At 62.4% G+C, this 19021-nt stretch carries 19 protein-coding genes and 1 pseudogene; 10 read left to right on the forward strand and 10 right to left on the reverse strand.

The annotated features are described in order from the left end of the window. Window positions 1–2: 2 nt before the first annotated feature. From PMI07_RS07065 to ccmA, 3 genes are all read right to left on the reverse strand, one after another. Window positions 3–761 (reverse strand): heme ABC transporter permease, encoded by a 759-nt coding sequence (locus PMI07_RS07065; protein ID WP_007755595.1) that lies wholly within the window; start codon window positions 759–761, stop codon window positions 3–5. 87 nt (window positions 762–848) lie between these two features. After that, window positions 849–1508 (reverse strand): heme exporter protein CcmB, encoded by a 660-nt coding sequence (gene ccmB, locus PMI07_RS07070; protein ID WP_007755592.1) that lies wholly within the window; start codon window positions 1506–1508, stop codon window positions 849–851. A 340-nt stretch (window positions 1509–1848) separates the two neighbouring features. Further along, window positions 1849–2493 carry a heme ABC exporter ATP-binding protein CcmA gene (ccmA, locus tag PMI07_RS07080; RefSeq protein ID WP_037085891.1) on the reverse strand — a complete coding sequence of 215 codons (645 nt, stop codon included), beginning with the start codon at window positions 2491–2493 and terminating at the stop codon, window positions 1849–1851. 270 nt (window positions 2494–2763) lie between these two features. Here ccmA and acnA point away from each other — a divergent pair, with 270 nt between their 5' ends. The 4 genes from acnA (at window position 2764) to PMI07_RS07100 (ending at window position 7940) form a co-directional block, all read left to right on the forward strand. Next, window positions 2764–5457, forward strand: a complete 2694-nt coding sequence (gene acnA, locus PMI07_RS07085) for an aconitate hydratase AcnA (protein ID WP_007755587.1) — start codon at window positions 2764–2766, stop codon at window positions 5455–5457. Between the two features lie 116 nt (window positions 5458–5573). Beyond that, window positions 5574–6311 carry a sulfite exporter TauE/SafE family protein gene (locus tag PMI07_RS07090; protein WP_007755586.1) on the forward strand — a complete coding sequence of 246 codons (738 nt, stop codon included), beginning with the start codon at window positions 5574–5576 and terminating at the stop codon, window positions 6309–6311. A gap of 194 nt (window positions 6312–6505) precedes the next feature. Further along, on the forward strand, window positions 6506–7255 hold the full coding sequence (locus PMI07_RS07095) for a thioredoxin family protein (RefSeq protein WP_007755584.1): 750 nt from the start codon (window positions 6506–6508) through the stop codon (window positions 7253–7255). 295 nt (window positions 7256–7550) lie between these two features. Further along, window positions 7551–7940, forward strand: a complete 390-nt coding sequence (locus PMI07_RS07100; RefSeq protein WP_007755580.1) for a DUF2794 domain-containing protein — start codon at window positions 7551–7553, stop codon at window positions 7938–7940. Window positions 7941–7949: 9 nt separating this feature from the next. Here the strand turns inward: PMI07_RS07100 and PMI07_RS07105 are convergent, their stop codons facing one another. From PMI07_RS07105 to PMI07_RS07120, 4 genes are all read right to left on the reverse strand, one after another. Next, entirely contained in the window at window positions 7950–8507 is a 558-nt protein-coding gene (locus PMI07_RS07105; protein WP_007755577.1) for a GNAT family N-acetyltransferase, read from the reverse strand. Between the two features lie 108 nt (window positions 8508–8615). After that, window positions 8616–9398 carry a Bax inhibitor-1/YccA family protein gene (locus PMI07_RS07110; protein ID WP_007755574.1) on the reverse strand — a complete coding sequence of 261 codons (783 nt, stop codon included), beginning with the start codon at window positions 9396–9398 and terminating at the stop codon, window positions 8616–8618. 234 nt (window positions 9399–9632) lie between these two features. Continuing rightward, window positions 9633–12176 (reverse strand): ABC transporter permease, encoded by a 2544-nt coding sequence (locus PMI07_RS07115; RefSeq protein WP_024163642.1) that lies wholly within the window; start codon window positions 12174–12176, stop codon window positions 9633–9635. Further along, window positions 12173–12886, reverse strand: coding sequence for an ABC transporter ATP-binding protein (locus tag PMI07_RS07120; RefSeq protein WP_007765821.1), 714 nt, complete (start codon window positions 12884–12886; stop codon window positions 12173–12175). Before PMI07_RS07120 ends, PMI07_RS07115 begins: the two co-directional genes overlap by 4 nt. 77 nt (window positions 12887–12963) lie before the next feature. On the opposite strand from PMI07_RS07120, the gene PMI07_RS07125 reads away from it, so the two are divergent. The 4 genes from PMI07_RS07125 to PMI07_RS07140 all read left to right on the forward strand — a co-directional run bounded on the left by PMI07_RS07125 (window position 12964) and on the right by PMI07_RS07140 (window position 15048). Then, window positions 12964–13614 (forward strand): arylesterase, encoded by a 651-nt coding sequence (locus PMI07_RS07125; RefSeq protein WP_007765819.1) that lies wholly within the window; start codon window positions 12964–12966, stop codon window positions 13612–13614. A 66-nt stretch (window positions 13615–13680) separates the two neighbouring features. Then, the gene (thpR, locus tag PMI07_RS07130; RefSeq protein ID WP_007765815.1) at window positions 13681–14271 is read left to right on the forward strand and encodes an RNA 2',3'-cyclic phosphodiesterase; all 591 of its coding nucleotides are present in this window, start codon (window positions 13681–13683) and stop codon (window positions 14269–14271) included. 19 nt (window positions 14272–14290) lie between these two features. Further along, window positions 14291–14593, forward strand: a complete 303-nt coding sequence (locus PMI07_RS07135; RefSeq protein WP_007765814.1) for a 4a-hydroxytetrahydrobiopterin dehydratase — start codon at window positions 14291–14293, stop codon at window positions 14591–14593. A gap of 56 nt (window positions 14594–14649) precedes the next feature. Then, complete coding sequence (locus PMI07_RS07140; protein ID WP_007765813.1) at window positions 14650–15048, forward strand: YkvA family protein; 399 nt, start codon at window positions 14650–14652, stop codon at window positions 15046–15048. A gap of 12 nt (window positions 15049–15060) precedes the next feature. Here the strand turns inward: PMI07_RS07140 and PMI07_RS07145 are convergent, their stop codons facing one another. After that, the gene (locus PMI07_RS07145) at window positions 15061–15624 is read right to left on the reverse strand and encodes a sigma-70 family RNA polymerase sigma factor (protein ID WP_007765812.1); all 564 of its coding nucleotides are present in this window, start codon (window positions 15622–15624) and stop codon (window positions 15061–15063) included. 329 nt (window positions 15625–15953) lie between these two features. Here PMI07_RS07145 and PMI07_RS07150 point away from each other — a divergent pair, with 329 nt between their 5' ends. Both PMI07_RS07150 and rlmN read left to right on the forward strand, forming a co-directional pair. Next, a complete protein-coding gene (locus tag PMI07_RS07150; protein WP_037085894.1) occupies window positions 15954–16520 on the forward strand; it encodes an invasion associated locus B family protein in 567 nt (188 codons plus the stop codon). 221 nt (window positions 16521–16741) lie between these two features. Then, window positions 16742–17980 (forward strand): 23S rRNA (adenine(2503)-C(2))-methyltransferase RlmN, encoded by a 1239-nt coding sequence (gene rlmN / locus PMI07_RS07155; RefSeq protein WP_007765810.1) that lies wholly within the window; start codon window positions 16742–16744, stop codon window positions 17978–17980. A gap of 31 nt (window positions 17981–18011) precedes the next feature. Here the strand turns inward: rlmN and PMI07_RS07160 are convergent, their stop codons facing one another. Both PMI07_RS07160 and PMI07_RS07165 read right to left on the reverse strand, forming a co-directional pair. Continuing rightward, the gene (locus tag PMI07_RS07160) at window positions 18012–18653 is read right to left on the reverse strand and encodes a LysE family translocator (protein ID WP_007765809.1); all 642 of its coding nucleotides are present in this window, start codon (window positions 18651–18653) and stop codon (window positions 18012–18014) included. A gap of 72 nt (window positions 18654–18725) precedes the next feature. Then, window positions 18726–19021 (reverse strand): annotated as a pseudogene (locus PMI07_RS07165) (short-chain dehydrogenase); the annotation flags it as partial.

A 19021-nucleotide genomic window follows, 5' to 3' on the forward strand; every position in this document is an offset into this window, starting at 1 on the left:
CTTTAAGCCTCCCGTCCGGCCATGCGCGCGGCCATGCGGCGCTGGGCGGCGACGCGGCGGCGCCAGATCTCGTTGCGCATCGCCATTACGTGCAGGGTGAAGAACAGCAGGGTGAAGGCGATTGCCATGACCAGGAGCGGCCAGAGGAATTCCTGGTCGATGGTCGGGCCGCCCATGCGGATGACGCTTGCCGGCTGGTGCAGCGTGTTCCACCAGTCGACCGAGAACTTGATGATCGGGATGTTGACGAAGCCGACAAGGATCAGCACGGCGGACACGCGCGCCGCCCGCGACGGATCGTCCATGGCGCGGTTGAGCGCGATCAGGCCGAGATACATGAGGAAGAGCACGAAGACGGAGGTGAGGCGCGCGTCCCAGACCCACCAGGTTCCCCACATCGGCCTGCCCCAGAGGGAGCCGGTGGCGAGCGCGATCAGCGTGAAGGCGGCGCCGAGCGGGGCCGCCGCCTTGTGCGACACGTCGGCGAGAGGATGGCGCCAGACCAGCGTGCCGATCGCCGAAACGGCCATCACCGTGTAGCACATCATCGACAGCCAGGCGGAGGGCACATGCACATACATGATGCGCACCGTCAGGCCCTGCTGGTAATCGCCCTCGGTGGTAAAGCTGAGGTAGAGCCCGATCGCGAACAGGATCGCGGTGGCCGCCGCCATCCAGGGGAGGATACGGGCCGCCAGCGCCAGAAACCGCGTCGGGTTGGCCAGGTCGCTGAACTTGCTGATGGCGAGGCTGTCGGTCATGGGCACTTTCTAATCTGCGCGTGGAAAAGCAGCTTGATCCCGGTCAACCCGATCCGATTCAACCTGATCCGATCCATCCGATTCTAGTCAATCGCCGGCATTGCGCAACGCCAGTGCCGCGCCGAGCGGACCGAGCACGGCAAAAAACATCGTGATCGCCACCAATATCAGGAAAGGCGGCAGAAACGGGGCAGGGTCCTCGACCGCCGCATAGGAGGCGCTGACCCCGAAGATCAGCACGGGGATCGCGAGCGGCAGGACAAGGATCGAGACGAGCAACCCGCCACGCGGCAGGGCGACAGCCACGGCCGCGCCGACCGCACCGATGAAGGTCAGCGCCGGCGTGCCGACCAGCAGCGTCAGCATGGTGGCGCCGATCGCCACCTCGTCCATGTTCATGAACAGGCCGAGCAGCGGCGAGGCGATCACCAGCGGCAGGCCATTGCCGAGCCAGTGGGCCAGGCATTTGACGAGTACGGTCAGCACCAGCGGGTGTTCCTGCATCAGCAGCAGGTCGAGCGACCCGTCCTCGCGCTCGGTCTGGAACAGGCGGTCGAGCCCGAGCAGGGCCGAGAGCAGCGCGCCGATCCAGACGATTGCCGGACCGATGCGGGAGAGGAGGTTGAGATCCGGGCCAACACCGAAGGGGATGACCGCGACGACGGTCATGAAGAAGAGGACACCGATCAAGGCGCCTCCGCCGGCGCGGACCGAGAGCTTGAGGTCGCGGAGGAGGAGGGCGGTCATGACGTGAGGCCTTGCATTTGCCGGAAGGCGTCGATCCGGTCCGACCGGTACAGGTCGGAGGCCTGGATCCTCGGGCCGAGCCCGAGGATGACGGCGAGAGGGCGGGGGCGGCGGATGACGGCGGGTGTGAGGGTGCGAGGAGCCCCTCCCCCTTGTGGGGAGGGGGTGGGGAGGGTTTTTCTGTCTCCAAAAGACCCCTCCCGCCTGCCGGCCACCCTCCCCACAAGGGGGAGGGTTAAGAGTGCAGCACTGTCCCAGGCCCCATACACCATAGCCATTCCCTTGCGGGGGAGGCGGTGGGGTCCGGCAAGGCAGAGGGGGGCAGCCACGGCCAGGACGATCACCATCTTCCCTCCGCCACGCCTGCAAACCCGGTCATCCGCAATTCCCGTGCATTCTCCAGCCCCAGCGGCTGATGGGTCGCCGCCAGCACAATGCCGCCGGTCGCCAGATGCAACTTGATAAGCCCGGTGAACACACCCTCCGCGCTCACATCGAGCGCCGCAGTCGGCTCGTCCAATATCCAGACCGGCCTATAGGCGACAAGCAGCTTGGCAAACGCCATGCGGCGCTGCTGGCCGGCGGAGAGATAACCGAAGGGCAGATGGATGATCCCACCGAGGCCCACGGCGTCTGCGGCCTCGCCCGGCGGGATACCCTTGCCGTCCTCCGTGTCGCCGAGGAAGTCCTTCCAGAAGGCGAGGTTCTCAAAGACCGTCAACTCCGCCTTCATCGCATTGCGGTGGCCGAGATAGTGGCAGGCCTCGGCGGCGCGCATGCCTGATTCGGCGCTCTCCGCAGTCCAGGCGACGCGGCCGGTCTCCGGGCGCAGCAATCCGGCGACGACCCGCAGAAGTGTCGATTTTCCCGATCCGTTGCGGCCGGTCAGCACGAGGCTTTCACCGGCTCCGAGGGTAAAGGAGATGTCGGTGAAAATCAGGTCTTCGCCGCGTCTTGCGCTCAAGTTTTCGGCCAAAAGCCGCATGCCGGAGACCTTCATTAAGATTTTAATCATCGCGATCCGAAAATTTATTCGGAATGGGCGCCAAGCGTCTGGAACCCTTCTTAGAAATTATCTATAAGCACTGCAACCACGCCAGCGGCCGGCGTGATTTCAATCTTCCGCCGAACCTGAAGATCCCAAAAAATCTTCTCGTGCGGACAGCGGAAATGGTCGCACCCGCATCCTGATGTGCATGAAGTGCATAGGCGTCCGCACGCGCGTGTTGGCTCTTTAATCAGCGGGGTTTATTCCGTGGCTAAGTCTCTCGACAGTTTCAATTGTCGCTCCATCCTTACCGTAGGCGGTAAGGATTACGTTTACTACAGCCTTCCCAAGGCTGAGCAAAACGGCCTTGCCGGCGTTTCGAAGCTGCCCTTCTCCATGAAGGTGCTGCTCGAAAACCTGCTCCGCTTTGAAGACGGTCAGTCCGTCACCAAGGAACAGATCCTCACCGTTGCCGAATGGCTGAACAACAAGGGTCTCACGGAAGCGGAAATCGCTTACCGTCCGGCCCGCGTGCTGATGCAGGACTTCACCGGCGTTCCCGCCGTCGTCGACCTTGCCGCAATGCGCGACGCGATGGTTTCGCTCGGCGGCGATCCGGAAAAGATCAACCCGCTGGTTCCCGTCGATCTAGTCATCGACCACTCGGTCATCGTCGACGAATTCGGCACGCCGACCGCCTTTGCCAAGAACGTCGAGCTCGAATACGAGCGCAACGGCGAGCGTTACCGCTTCCTGAAGTGGGGCCAGCAGGCGTTCAAGAATTTCCGTGTGGTTCCCCCGGGCACCGGCATCTGTCATCAGGTCAATCTCGAATATCTCGGCCAGACCGTCTGGACCAAGGAAGAGGATGGCGAAACGATCGCTTATCCGGACACCTGCGTCGGCACGGACTCGCACACCACGATGATCAACGGCCTCGGCGTTCTCGGCTGGGGTGTGGGCGGTATCGAAGCGGAAGCCTCGATGCTCGGCCAGCCGGTCTCGATGCTTTTGCCTGAAGTCATCGGCTTCAAGCTCACCGGCAAGCTCAAGGAAGGCGTCACGGCGACCGACCTGGTGCTGACCGTCGTGCAGATGCTGCGCAAGAAGGGCGTCGTTTCCAAGTTCGTCGAATTCTTCGGTCCGGGCATGGACAACATGCCGCTTGCCGACCGTGCGACGATCGGCAACATGGGTCCGGAATACGGCGCGACCTGCGGCTTCTTCCCCGTAGACGGCGAAACCATCAACTACCTTACGATGTCCGGCCGCACGCTTGAGCGGATCGCACTGGTCGAGGCCTATTCCAAGGTCCAGGGCATGTGGCGCGAGGGCGACGGTTCCGACCTGGTCTTCACCGATACGCTCGAACTCGACCTCAACGACGTCGTGCCTTCCATGGCCGGCCCGAAGCGTCCGGAAGGCCGCATCTCGCTCGACAAGATCGCTTCCGGCTTCGCCGGTTCGCTCGATACCGAGTACAAGAAGCCCGGCCAGCTCGGTAACCGTTATGCCGTCGAAGGCACGGATTTCGATCTCGGCCATGGCGACGTGGCGATTGCCGCGATCACGTCGTGCACCAACACGTCCAACCCGTCGGTGCTGATCGCCGCCGGTCTTCTCGCCCGCAACGCGGTCGCCAAGGGCCTGAAGTCCAAGCCGTGGGTCAAGACCTCGCTGGCTCCGGGATCCCAGGTCGTCGGCGAATACCTTGCCAAGTCCGGCCTGCAGGCCGATCTCGACAAGCTCGGCTTCAACCTCGTCGGCTTCGGCTGCACGACCTGCATAGGCAATTCCGGCCCGCTGCCGGCGCCGATCTCGAAGACGATCAACGACAAGGGCCTGATCGCCGCCGGCGTGCTCTCGGGCAACCGTAACTTCGAAGGCCGTATTTCTCCGGACGTCCAGGCGAACTACCTCGCGTCGCCGCCGCTCGTCGTCGCCTATGCGCTGGCCGGTTCGGTCCAGAATGACCTGACCTCCGAGCCGCTCGGCGAAGACCAGAACGGCAATCCGGTCTTCCTCAAGGACATCTGGCCGACCTCGAAGGAAGTCCAGGAATTCATCCTGAAATACGTCACCCGCGAACTTTACGAAACCAAGTATGCGGACGTGTTCAAGGGCGACGAAAACTGGCAGGCGGTCAAGGTTCCTCCGGGCCAGACCTATGCATGGGACGACAATTCGACCTATGTGCAGAACCCGCCCTACTTCGTCGGCATGGGCAAGACCGGTTCGGGCCTCAAGAACATCAAGGGCGCCCGCGTCCTCGGTCTCTTCGGCGACAAGATCACCACCGACCACATCTCGCCGGCCGGTTCGATCAAGGCTGCTTCGCCGGCCGGTGCCTACCTCACCGGTCATGGCGTCGGCGTTGCCGACTTCAACCAGTACGGCACGCGCCGCGGCAACCATGAAGTGATGATGCGCGGCACGTTCGCCAACATCCGCATCCGCAACTACATGCTCGGCCCGAACGGCAAGGAAGGCGGCTACACCTTCCACTATCCGTCGAAGGAAGAGATGTCGATCTACGACGCGGCCATGCAGTACAAGGCCGAGGGCGTTCCGCTCGTCATCTTCGCCGGCGTCGAATACGGCAACGGTTCGTCGCGCGACTGGGCCGCGAAGGGCACCAACCTGCTCGGCGTCAAGGCGGTCATCGCCCAGTCCTTCGAGCGTATCCACCGCTCGAACCTGGTCGGCATGGGCGTCGTTCCCTTCGTCTTCGAAGAGGGCACGACCTGGGCCAGCCTTGATCTCAAGGGTGACGAAGTGGTCGAGATCGACGGTCTCGAAGGCGATATCAAGCCGCGCGAATGGAAGACCGCCAAGATCACCTATGGCGACGGCACGGTGAAGGAAATCAACATCCTTTGCCGCATCGATACGCTCGACGAGGTCATCTACATGAACAATGGCGGCATCCTGCAGACAGTTCTGCGCGACCTCGCCGCCTAAGTGACATCCACCCATCATCCGCCGGAGGGAAACCTCCGGCGGATTCCTTCCTGCTATCCGACGCACCTGCACCTGCTGCCAAAGAGTCGTCGTTCTGCCCCTAAGGTCCCGTGCCCTTGACCGTCGTCATCCTCACCGGAATGGCCGTCACCGTTTTCCTGACATCGCTGCTTTCGGGCATTTTCGGCATGGCGGGCGGGCTGATCCTGCTCTGGGTGCTGCTTTTCCTCTATCCCGTCGGCACCGCGATCGCCATCCATGGTGTCATCCAGATGGTCTCGAACGGGTCGCGCGCCTGGTTTTCCCGGGCCTATATCGAATACCGCATTCTCGGCATCCTCGGCATCGGCCTCGTCATCTCGAGCATCATCCTTCTGATCGTCGACTACCAGCCGGATCTCATCGTCGTGTCGATCGCCATCGGGCTGATGCCGATCCTCGTCTGGATGCCGGTATCGAAACTGCGGCTCGATGCCTCAAAACCGCTGCATGCACTGATCTGCGGGCTGATCGCCGGGGCGCTGACGGTTGGCGTCGGCGTGTCGGGGCCGACGATCGACATCTTCTTCATCCGCACGACGATGGACCGGCGCAAGGTGATCGCCACCAAGGCCGCGGTGCAGGTCGCCTCGCATGCGACGAAGGTGGTGTTCTACTGGAATGCGGCCTCGCAACTGCCGACCACCGAGTGGATCGCGGTGCTGGTGGCGGCGCCGATCGCCATCCTCGGAGCGCGGGCCGGCAATGACATCCTGCAGAAGATGACCGACCAGAATTTCCGCGCCTGGACGCGCTGGATCGTCACCGGCGTAGGTGCCGTTTATTTTACTCAAGGACTGCTCAAACTGATTTGACCTTGGCGCGTTTTTCGCGAAGTTTGACGTCCAACCAACGCATAAGGAAACCGATCAATTATCCGGTCTTCACCCCTTCGTGACTTTCTCTTGGGGGGGGCCGGCGGTTACTTTCCGTCATCCAGTGCGTTAGGCCCTTGATCGCCACGAACAATCGTGGATAACAGTTGCCCTGATAAAAAGGTCTGCCATCCATGCCCTTTCGTTTTCGCTCCGTACTCCTTGTTGCGGGCCTGCTTTATGCGGGCGCTGCATTTGCGGGAGAGGTCAGGGCGCCGAAGGGCGTGATCGAGCTTTTCACCTCTCAAGGGTGCTCCTCCTGCCCGCCGGCCGACGCCACTCTGGGTCAGCTGGTGGCTCAGGGCGACATGGTCGTGCTCTCCTATCACGTCGACTACTGGAACTATCTCGGCTGGACCGATACGCTGAGCTCCAAGGAAAATACCGAGCGGCAATATGGTTATGCCAAGTCGCTCGGACGGAGCGGTGTCTATACACCCCAGGCCGTCATCAATGGGCGCGATCACGTCAAGGGCACGGATCTGACGGTCATCAACGACAAGGTGAAGGTGCTCAGCCAGAACGGCAAGGGGCTCGACGTTCCCGTGACCGCGGCGATGCGCGGCGACGAGATCGAGATCGAGATCGGCGGTGGCAAGGGGCAGGCGGACGTCGTCGTCGCCTATTTCACCAAGCGCCAGCAGGTGGATGTCACCAAGGGCGAAAACAGCGGCAAGACCATGGACTATTGGCACGCCGTCTATGACGTGCAGTCGGTCGGTACCTGGAACGGCCAGAGCATGAAGCTGACCCTGCCGGGCAAGCTGATGGGCAAGTCCAAGAAGGACGGTTGCGCGATCCTGCTGCAGGCTTCGGGGCCGGGCGGCGAGCCGGGCGCCATTCTCGGTGCGACGGTGCTGATGGCAGGCTACAAGAAATACTGACCGCAGGTGCGGTTGAAGGTTTGACGGATTGTGCGTGACCTTATCGTTGGCGGCCCGATCCAATAACATTGGGGGGCTGGGGGTAAGGGTCAATGCGACCGGACCGGGCCATATGGCGCTGAAAACGGCGCCAACCAACGACGCCAATCTCGCTTCGAAATCGGGCACTCTTTTGTCCGAAATGGGGCAAGAATAAAATCGTGTGGTTCTTCCCCGCCGGGATTGCCGGGGTTGATTTTTGCCGCCTCTCAGGCACACTGTCATAACTCTGACATTTGACGATTTGGGAGTCTTGATGACAGATCAGCCGGATTTGCCGGGGGGACAGAGACCCCATGACACAGCCGTTGTCGTCGATCTCAGTGATTATCGGCAGAACCGCGATCCCGCACCCATCACCTTCCATCGGCGCGAACTCGATGCGATTTTAAGGATTTACGGCCGCATGGTCGGCGAAGGGGAGTGGAAGGACTACGCGATCGATCACCTCAGGGATCGCGCGGTATTCTCCATCTTCAAGCGCTCGGGCGAGACGCCGCTGTTTCGAATCGAGAAGAACCCGAAGCTCGCCGCCAAGCAGGGCGCCTATTCCGTCATGAACACCCATGGCCTGATCATGAAGCGCGGCCACGAGCTTCCGCAGGTGCTGAAAGTGTTCGACAAGGTGTTGAAGCTGATCGATTGAGGCACGGCGCTATTCGGTAAACAGCGAGCCGGGATAGGTCTCCGGATCCGGATCGGTTTCATTGCCTTCGCCGAGCGCCACCTGCATCAGCACCGTATCCTGCCATTTCCCGTGCTTGAAGCCGGTGCCCTTCAGGGTGCCGGTCAGCTCGAAGCCGAGGCCGCGATGCAAGGCCACGGAGGCCGGGCTCGCGCCGCCGATGACGGCGACCATCTGGCGGAAACCGAGCGCCTCGCAACGCACGAGCAGTTCTTTCAGCAGCGCCTTGCCGACGCCCTTGCCGCGCGCTTCCGGCGCCAGGTAGATCGAGTCCTCGACCAGCCAGCGATAGGCCGGGCGGGTCCGGAAGGCCGATGCGTAGGCGTAACCGAGGAGCGTGCCGTCTTCCTGTTCCGCCGCGATATAGGGATAACCCTTGGCCCGGATCGCCTCGAAGCGGGCCGCCATCTCCGCCTGGTCCGGGGGCAGTATCTCGTAGCTCGCCGTGCCGTTCAGCACGCTGTCGCGATAGATTTCGGTGATGGTCGGAAGATCGGCGGAGGAGGCGTCGCGGAGATGGAATGTCATTGAGATTCAGGCCGTTGAAAAGAATGGCCGAAGACTATGCTGCGGCGCGAAGCCGGGCAATAAAAAAGGCGGCCCGGAGGCCGCCTTTTCCTATCCGAGTTCCTCGAATTAGTTGTTCCGGTTGCCCAGGAACTGGAGGAGGAACGTGAAGAGGTTGATGAAGTCGAGGTAGAGGGTCAGAGCGCCCATGATGGCCTTGCGGCCAGCAACCGCGACGTCGTCGCCGTCAAAGTACATTTCCTTGATCTTCTGCGTGTCGTAGGCGGTGAGGCCTGCGAAGATCAGCACGCCGATCGCGGAGATCGCGAAGCCGAGGGCCGAAGACGCAAGGAAGATGTTGACGATCGAGGCGATGATCAGGCCGAACAGGCCCATGATCAGGAACGAACCCATGCCCGACAGGCTTCTCTTCGTCGTGTAGCCGTAAAGCGACAGGGCGCCGAAGGAGGCGGCGGTGATGAAAAGCGTCTGAACGATGCTCTGGGCCGTGTAGACCAGGAAGATCGACGAGAGCGACAGACCCATCAGGGCCGCATAGCCCCAGAAGGTGCTCTGAGCAGCGCCGACGCTCATCTTATGAACGCGGAAGCTCAGGAAGAACACCACGGCGAGCGGCGCGAGCATGATGACCCAGCGAAGCGGCGAACCGTAGATCGCAGCGCCGAGGCTGGTCAGCAGGATGCCGTTCGGAAGCCGGGCAACAGCTGCAGCTGCATCCGTCGTCGTTGCGAGGGCCGAGATACCATAAGCGGCGATAGCGGTGATACCCAAGCCGACAGCCATCAGGTTGTAGACCTTGAGCATGTAGGCGCGCAGGCCTTCATCGATCATCGCGCCGGACTGGGCGCGACCCTGCGTCGCCCGGGTCTGGTAGTTGTTAAAGTCAGCCATTGTTTCCTCTTTAAGCTCCGGAATTATTCACGGTGTCGGGCCCCCTTTTTTACGGACCCAGGCGCCGCTGCGGAGCTCCAGCAAGCCTGCGCATAAATATGATGCGAGATCGCTTCACATACAAGAGGTGCGGCAAGCGAAAAACGCAAGCCATGGGCGCTATTTAGCAACCTATGGGACGCTCTGACGGGAATTTGATCAGTGAGTTAACAAGAAATACTACCTGCGGGCGAATTAGAGCTCGCGGAGGACCGGTGCGGCTTTCTGGCCCAATATCCGCCAGGTGCCGGCAAGGCCTATTCCGACCGTCAGCACCAGCGAAACGGCGAGTGTCAGCAATGCGACATCGGGCAGGAAGACCGACTGGAGCCGCATGATCCGGCTGACAACGAACCAGGCGGAGAGGCCGCCGGCGACGAGCGCAAAGAGCGCGGTCGCGGCGCCCAGGATCATGTATTCGTAGCTGAAGGCGCGCATCAGCATACCGCGCGTGCCACCGAGCGTCTTGAGGATGACGGCGTCATGAGTGCGCGCCCGGTTGCCGGCCGCAAGCGCACCGGCAAGCACGAGCACGGACGAGATCAGCGCAACGGCGGCGGCGGCCCGGATCGCCATCGCCAGTTGGCCGACGAGCTGATCGACGATGTCGATCGCGTCTTTCACCCGGACGCTGGTGATGGTCGGATAGGCGTTGGTGACGGCGCGCAGGATCGCGGCTTCCTGCTGGGCGGTGGCTTGAGGATCGCTCAGCGTCGCAAGCCAGGCATGCGGCGCGCCGCGGAAGGTGTTGGGCGAGAAGATCATCACGAAATTGATCGACAGCGATTCCCACTGAACTTTACGGAAATTGGCGATGCGGGCGGTGATGTTGCGGCCGAGCACGTTGACGGTCACGGTGTCGCCGAGCTTGAGGCCGAGTTCGCCGGCCTCTTCCGCCGAAAAGGACACGAGCGGCTCGCCGGTATAATCGGCGGCCCACCATTGTCCCGCGGTCAGCGCCGAGTTGGATGGCAGCTTGTCCTCGTAGGTGATGCCGCGGTCGCCGCGCAGCACCCAGCGGCCGGCGGGCGGCACGCTCATCTGGGTCACGTCCTGGCCGTTGAAAGCGAGAATCCGGCCGCGCAGCATCGGCACCTGGGTGATAGTACCCTCCGGCGCCTGCTGTTTCAGGATGTTGACGAAGCCTTCGCGCTCCGATCCCTGGATGTCGACGAAGAAGAAGTTCGGCGCCTGCTGGGCGATGCTGCCGGTCAGCTGGCGGCGCATGTTGCCGTCGATCAGGGCGAGCGTCACGAGGAGGGCAAGGCCGAGGCCGAGCGACAGCACGACCGACGGCGTCAGCGCGCCGGGCCGGTGGATATTGCCGATCGCCAGCCGCAGCGCCGGCGAGTTGACCCGCGGGCTTCTTCGGGCAAGTGCTGCAATCAGCGCTGCCACGAGGCGCAGCAGCACGAAGGCACCGGCGACGGCGGCGAGGAAAACCGAGGCGATGAAGTGCTCCTCGGCGGAGATGATCGCAAGTGCCGCCAGGGCGGCGAGCGCCAGACCGGCGGCCAGAAGATAGGGCCAGGAGGGAAGGCGGGTATTGTCGAAACTCTGTTCGCGGAAGAGGGCGGTCGCCGGCACTTCGCGGGCATGGCCGAGCGGCAGAACCGCGAAGGCGAAGGTGATCAGGATGCCGAACAGTGCCGCCAGCGCCAGCGCCGAGGGGTAGAAGGTGACTTCCTTTGGAACCGGCAGCACGCCTTCGAGGAACCGCAGCGCCACGAAGGGCGAGGCGGCGCCGATGACGAGGCCGATGAGGATGCCGATCACCGCAAGCAGCATGATCTGGATGAGATAGATCATCGTCACGACCGAGGCCGGCGCGCCGAGGCATTTGAAGGTGGCGATCGTGGTGCGCTTGGCATCCAGGAAAGCGCGCACGGCATTGGCGACTCCGACGCCGCCGACGATCAATGCCGTCAGGCCAACCAAGGTCAGGAATTGCGAGAAGCGATCGACGTTTTCGGTGAGCGAAGGGGCCGCGCGGTCGCTGGTGCGCACAGACCAGCCGGCGCTCGGAAACTCGCGATTGGCGCGGGCGGCGAGCGTCGAACGGGTCGAGGGATCATCGAGCCGGACCTTGTAGGCATGTTCGACGAGGCTGCCGGTGGTGATCAGGCCCGAGGCGGCAAGCGCCTCGCGGCTGACGATCAGGCGCGGCGCAAAGCCGAAACCTTCCGAAAGCGCATCGGGCTCGGCGGTGATCGTACCGCGCAATGTCAGCCGGGCATTGCCGAGCAGAAGCTGATCGCCGTCCTTGAGGCCGAGGCGTTCCAGCAGAAGCGGGGCTGCCAGTGCCCCAAAAGCGTCTCCCTGCCTGCCAAGAAGATCGGGCAGCGGCGCGGAAGGTTCGGCGCCGAAACTGCCGTAGAGCGGGTAGGCGTCGTCCACCGCCTTGACCTCGACCAGCGCCTGCTCGGAACCGTCGGGCTTGCGCGCCATGGAGCGCAGGCCGGTGGAGACGGAGACCTTGCCGAGGCTTGTGAGGAACGCGCGTTCCTGTTCGGTGGCCTCGCGGTTGTTCAGCTCGAAGCGGATGTCGCCGGCAAGGATCTCCTGGCCTTGAGAGGCGATGGCGCCGGTGATCGCCCGCGAGACGGAATTGACCGCCGCGATCGCCCCGGTGCCGAGTGCGATACAGGCGAGGAAGATGTAGAAACCGGCAAGGCCGCCGCGCATTTCGCGCAGCGCCAGGCGGAAGGAAATCGAGAGGCGCGGAAAGGCCTGCCTCATGCGGAGACCGCCTGAACCGGGTGATGAGCGGCGGCGCCGTCGCCGACGATTTCGCCGGAGCGGACGCGAATCTGGCGCGAGCAGCGGGCGGCAAGCGCGTTGTCATGGGTGACGAGCAGCATGGTCATGCCGCGCTCGGCCTGTTTCGAAAACAAGAGGTCGGCGATCTGCCGGCCGGTCTCGGTGTCGAGATTGCCGGTCGGTTCGTCGGCGATCAGCACCGAGGGCGAGGGGGCAAGCGCGCGGGCGATCGCCACGCGCTGCTGCTCGCCGCCGGAAAGCTGGCCGGGATAGTGGCTCAGTCGCTCGCCGAGGCCGACGGCGGTGAGTTCGCGCCGGGCGATCTCGAAGGCGTCCCTGACATTGGCGAGTTCGAGCGGCACGGCGACGTTTTCGAGCGCCGTCATGTTGGCGATCAGGTGGAAGGACTGGAAGACGATGCCGATATTGCGGCCGCGGAAATCCGCCAGCCGGTCTTCAGACAGGGCATGAAGGGGCGCGCCGTTGATGACGATCTCGCCGCTGTCGAGGCGTTCGAGGCCTGCCAGGACCATCAGCAGCGTCGACTTCCCGGAGCCCGACGGCCCGACGATGCCGACGGCTTCGCCCGCACGGATGTCGAGGTCGATCTGCTTCAGCACATGCACCGATGCCGCCGCGCTGCCGAGCGTCAGATCGGCTTTCTTCAGCGTGATGATGGTTTTAGTCAAATCGAACCGTCCTATATTAGGCGTGAAGCGTAACCCGAACACCGCGTTTCGGCAGCGCCCAATCTAGGAGACGGATCGTGAGTTTTAAAGCAAGCCTGCTTCACTTCATCGTCATGTCCGCTTTGGCGCTGGCTGCATTGCCGGCTGCCGCGCAGGACAAGGCGATCCAGCTCGTCGGTTTCGGCGACAGCCTGATGGCAGGTTATCAGCTTGCGCCCTCCGAATCCTACACGGCGCAGCTCGAGGCGGCATTGAAGGCCAGCGGGCAGAATGTCGTGGTCACCAATGCGGGTGTTTCGGGCGATACGACGGCAGGCGGGCTTTCGCGCATCGACTGGTCGGTGCCCGACGGCACCGACGGAGTGATCCTCGAACTCGGGGCCAACGACGCGCTGCGCGGCATCTCCCCCGACCAGTCGGAGAAGAATCTCGATGCCGTCCTGGCGCGGCTGAAGGAGCGGAAGATCCCGGTGTTGCTGATGGGCATCCTGGCACCGCCCAACATGGGCGGGGATTATGCCGATAGGTTCAATCCGATCTACAAGCGGCTGGCCGACAAATACGCGGTGCCGCTTTATCCGTTCTTCCTCGATGGGGTCGCGACCATTTCCAGCCTGCAGCTCCCGGATGGCATGCATCCCAACGCAAAAGGGGTAGGTGTCATGGTCGAAAAGACCATTCAACCTGTCAAAAGCTTCCTGGGGGCTATTAAGGATAAGGGAAAATAACAGCTTGCGCGGAACCTCGTTGCATGATTCGCTGTTAGCATCTGCAAAAGATTCGAGGAGGTCCCTATGCCGAGACTTTTCACCGCCCTCGAAGTTCCGCGCAATGTAGCGATGAGCCTGTCTCTCCTGCGCGGAGGGATCCCCGGTGCCCGGTGGATCGACGTGGAGAACTATCACATCACACTGCGCTTCATCGGCGATGTCGACGGCCGGACCGCCGACGAGATCGTCGACCGTCTGGACCGTATCGACCGGCCGGAATTCCAGGCGACGCTGACCGGGATCGGCTCCTTCGGATCGAAGAAGCCGCATTCCATCTGGGCCGGCGTTTCGCCCTCGCCGGAAATATACGCGCTGCAGGCGGAGATCGAGCGGATCTGCCAGCGTATCGGCCTGCCGCCGGATCCCCGCAAGTTCACGCCGCATGTGACGCTCGCACGGCTCAAGAATTGCCGGGTGGACGATGTGGTTCACTACCTTTCCGGCCGCGGCAACTTCTACACGGCGCCCTTCTCAGTATCGCGTTTCGTGCTGCTGTCGTCGAAGGAATCGGTCGGGGGCGGACCGTATCTGACGGAGGAAATCTTCCCGCTGCAGGAGGCGAGCTACGGCAATGCCTATGCAGGCGACATGGAGCCGGTGAAGAGCCTCCTTTAACCCGAAGGAGTTCTTGACGATGAATTACGAAAAGCTGGATGCGGCCGCCGTCATGCGCGAACTCGCGACGCTTCAAGGCTGGGAGCTGAAGCCGGAAGGCGACGCGATCTTCAGGAGCTTCAAGTTCAAGAACTTCATCGAGGCGTTCGGTTTCATGGCCGAGTGCGCGTTGTCCGCCGAGAAGCTCAACCACCATCCGGAATGGTCGAACGTCTACTCGCGGGTCGACGTGCTTCTGACCACGCATGAAACGAAGAGCCTCACCGACATCGACTTCAAGCTGGCCCGGGCGATGGACAAGGCATCCTTGCGCCGCAATTGAACTTCATGGTCCAGAGCCCATATTGGTTGGGCACACGTTGAGCGAACGGAGCGACCATGGACGACGTGAAGATCGGCGAGATTCTGCTGCCGGGTGACGAGGATACGCAAGATCGCCGCGAGCGGCAGGTGCGCGCCAGGTTCTGGCCGACCCTGAAGCGGGCCGTCCGGCAGGTGCCGTTCAGCCGCGACCTGATCGCCGCCTATTATTGCGCGATCGACCGGCGGACTCCGACGCGGGTGCGGGGCGTCCTGCTTGCGGCGCTTGCCTATTTCATCATGCCGATCGACTTCCTGCCTGACATGTTCGTCCTCGTCGGCTTTACCGACGATGTCGCGGTGCTCGCCGCCGCCTTCCGGATGATCCAGGGCCATATCGCCGACCGACACTATGAGGCCGCCGATCTGGCGCTTTCGGACAATCCGGACATCGCCGAGGGCGTGCGCGGCAAATAGCCTCAAGGGGCGCTATCCCTTCGAAGGATCTTCGAGAACTCTTCGCAAGCGTTCGAATGCGAGCCGGATTCGCGACTTCACCGTGCCGAGCGGGAGACCTGTCGCCGAGGCGATTTCCGAATGGGACTGGCCGAGGAAGAAGGCCGCCCGCACCAGTTCCATCTGTTCACCGGGGATATCGGCGAGTGCTGCGCGCACCTGCGCGTCCCGTTCCTCGCCTTCGAAGATCGTATCGGCGCCCGGCGTCTCGGTCACGAAGAACAGGGGTTCGTAGATGTCCAGCTGCTTGTGTCTTGCCCGGCGTTCCGCATCGATGCGGCGGTTGCGGGCGATCCGGAAAAGCCAGGTGGACAGGGAGGATCGGGCCGGATCGTAGAGGTGGGCGCGGTGCCAGAGAACCGCCATCACCTCTTGGACAAGCTCCTCCGCATCGTCGGGCCGCATCGAACGCTTCACGAGCCAGGATTTCAGGCGCGGCGCAAAATAATCGAACAGCACGACAAAAGCTGCCTGATCGCGCTCATCGGCCACTGCCCTTACCAAGCCGGCGAAGTGGTCTCTTTCGTCTACATCCATTTACGCTGCGCAAAGTTACCGATGAGATTCGCGTCATATTCGACCATTCTAATGTCATTGTGAGAGTTAGGAAAAGAACAAACTCTTGCCCCAATCCTTGTGTCACTGATTGACGAAACGCATGGAAATTCTGCTGGTTGGGTCTTTGGAGGCATAGCGGGGAGTCCCGTTCCCACCCACCTACGAGCCGAGGCAGGAGATTCAGCAGATTCTAATAGTCTGGTTGACGGTTTGGTAACCAGGATCAAGTCAAAATGCACCGAATCAGGATCATGCCTGGCAAGGCTTGCCCGCTCGGGCCGTTGAACGAACAAAACCGGCAGGAGATCATGTCTGTAAGAACAATCGCAACCGCATTGGCAATCTTGGCTGCAAGCTCCGGCCTGGCATCGGCTCAGGCGCCGAAGGCCACTGCCCCGGCCAAGCCGCAGCAGGCCCAGGCACCCGCAGCAGCGGCCGCCGGTCCCACCCGCATCCAGCAGTTCAAGGCATGGGGCGCCTATTCCTACAAGTCGGGCGCCAGCAACGTCTGTTACGTGCTTTCGGTGCCGACCACCAAGGAACCGGCCAGCGTCGATCACGGCGACATCTTCTTCATCGTCTCGCAGCGCCCGGGCCAGAACATCTCCTATGAGCCGCAGGCCATGGTCGGTTACGTGCTGCAGCCGAATTCCAAGGTGACGGTGACGATCGACAAGAAGAACTTCGTGATGTTCACCAAGGACAAGGCTGCCTGGGTCGAGAACGCGGCCGAAGAGCCGGCGCTGGTCGCGGCGATGAAGACGGGCCAGAATATGAGCGTCAGCGCCGTTTCCGGCCGCGGCACCAAGACCTCCTACGCCTATTCGCTACAGGGCATTGCGGCGGCGCTGAAGCAGATCGAAACCTGCAAGTAAGCGGCAGCTCATCAGAACAATCGAAGGCCGGTCCCGTGACCGGCCTTTTGCATTTCCTGAAGAATAGTGACGCGGCGGCTATTTGATGATAAAGCCCCGCCTCAACGAAGGTCCGGCACTTGTGCCCGATGGGCCGATACAGGTTTCACGCATTCAACATGCCCTGACTTTCCCGCTGATCAATCGTGGGAAAGCTGCATGTGTTCGAACGGGATAAAACAATGTCAGTCTCAGAGGCTCTGGCGCCGCTCGCCATCAAGAAGCCGCTTGTCGCCAATCCGGATCTGTTCGGCACCAAGCCGTCACTGATCGGGCTGACGCGCGAGGACATGGCGGCAGCGCTGAAGGAAAAGGGCGTATCGGAAAAGCAGGTGCGCATGCGCGTCAGCCAGCTCTGGCACTGGCTCTATATCCGCGGCGTCTCCGATTTCGATGCGATGACCAATGTCGCCAAGGACATGCGCGAGATGCTCAAAGCGCATTTCACCATCGCGCGTCCCGAGATCGTCGAGGAACAGGTTTCCAATGACGGCACCCGCAAATGGCTGTTGCGCTTTCCGCCGCGCGGCGCCGGTCGTCCGGTGGAAGTCGAGACCGTCTACATTCCGGAAGAAGGCCGCGGCACGCTCTGCATTTCCAGCCAGGTCGGCTGTTCGCTCACCTGTTCCTTCTGCCATACGGGCACGCAGCGCCTGGTGCGCAACCTGACGGCGGAAGAAATCCTCGCCCAGCTGCTGCTGGCGCGCGACCGGCTTGGCGATTTTCCGGGCACCGACACGCCGCCGGGCGCCTTCGTGCCGACCGGCGACCGCAAGGTCACCAATATCGTCATGATGGGCATGGGCGAACCGCTCTACAATTTCGAGAGCGTCAAGACCGCGCTGCTGATCGCGACGGATGGCGATGGGCTGTCGCTGTCGAAGCGGCGCGTGACGCTCTCGACCTCCGGCGTCGTGCCTGAAATCTACCGGACCGGCGACGAGATCGGCGTGATGCTGGCGATCTCGCTGCATGCGGTGCGCGACGACCTGCGCGACATGCTGGTGCCGATCAACAAGAAATATCCGCTGAAGGAGCTGATCGAAGCCTGCCGCAACTATCCGGGGCTTTCGAACGCCCGTCGCATCACCTTCGAATATGTGATGCTGAAGGACGTCAACGACAGCCTGGAGGACGCCAAGGCGCTGATCCAGCTCCTCAAGGGCGTTCCGGCGAAGATCAACCTGATCCCCTTCAACCCCTGGCCGGGCACCAACTATCAGTGTTCGGAATGGGCGCAGATCGAAAAATTCGCCGACTTCATCAACCAGGCGGGTTACGCCTCACCGATCCGCACCCCGCGCGGCCGCGACATCCTCGCCGCCTGCGGCCAGCTGAAGTCGGAATCGGAGCGCATGCGCAAGACTGATCGCCTCGCCTTCGAGGCGATGATGATCGCCGGTCACGGCGAGGACGACTGAGGAGACCAGGCCGGCTTTGCCGGCCTTTCTGTCAGCGTGCCTGGGTGAAGAAGATCTTCGCCGCGAAGATCGAGAAGACGCCGGCGAAAGTGTAGTCTATGCCCCGCAGGACCTTCGGGTTGGCCTGCAACCACCCAGAAAGCCAGTCGGCGGCAAGAACGACGATCAGGTTTACCGGCATGCCGATGACGATGAAATAGAAGCCGAAAAAGATCAGTTTTCCGGTGACGTGCGGATCGCCGGCCGTCACGAACTGCGGCAGGAAGGTCATGAAGAAGATGATGACCTTCGGATTGAGGATGTTCACCCAGAAGCCGGTCGAGATATTGGCGAGCGGACTGCTGGCGGTCTTTTCCACCTGCTCCACCGAAAAATTCGAACCGAAGCGGATCGCCTGGATCGCCAGCCACAGGAGATAGGCGGCGCCGCCGGTCTTCAGGATGAAGAAGGCGGTCGGCGAGGCGGTGATCAGCGCCGAGATGCCGAAAGCGACGAGCAGCGTATGGCAGACGACGCCGAGGCTGGTGCCGAGCACCACGAACAGCGCCGGCCGGCGGCCCTGGCCGAGCGCGCGGCTGATCGACAGCGTCATGTCGGGTCCCGGCGTCAGCGCCAGAAGCAGGCCGGCGGCGGTGAAGGCAAGCAGGGTGGCAAGGCTCGGCAGGAATTCCATGGGCGCACTCGAATAGCCGGATAATGGATTGCTCCGTTTACCCGGCTTTCGAAGCCGTCACAAATCAATCTATCAACGGCCGTTGATGAATTCCTTTGATGCATCCGCGAAATCCGGATGCCAGCGCGACAGCGGCGGACGGTTCTCGATGATGTCGCTGATCGCCCACAGCATGCGGCGCTCGTCGGTCGCCCGGTCCACGTCGTTGTCGGGGCACAGGATGTAGAAGTCGCCGCGCTCCAGGCTGGTGAGCATGAACTCGACCGTCTGTTCCGACGTCCAGGCGCCGGTGGGCTTTTCGATGCGGTCGCCCTTGGTCAGGCCGGTAAACACGAAGCCGGGGATGAGGAGATGGGCGGAGACCTGGC

It is taken from the genome of Rhizobium sp. CF080 (assembly GCF_000282095.2).
Lineage (GTDB): Bacteria > Pseudomonadota > Alphaproteobacteria > Rhizobiales > Rhizobiaceae > Neorhizobium.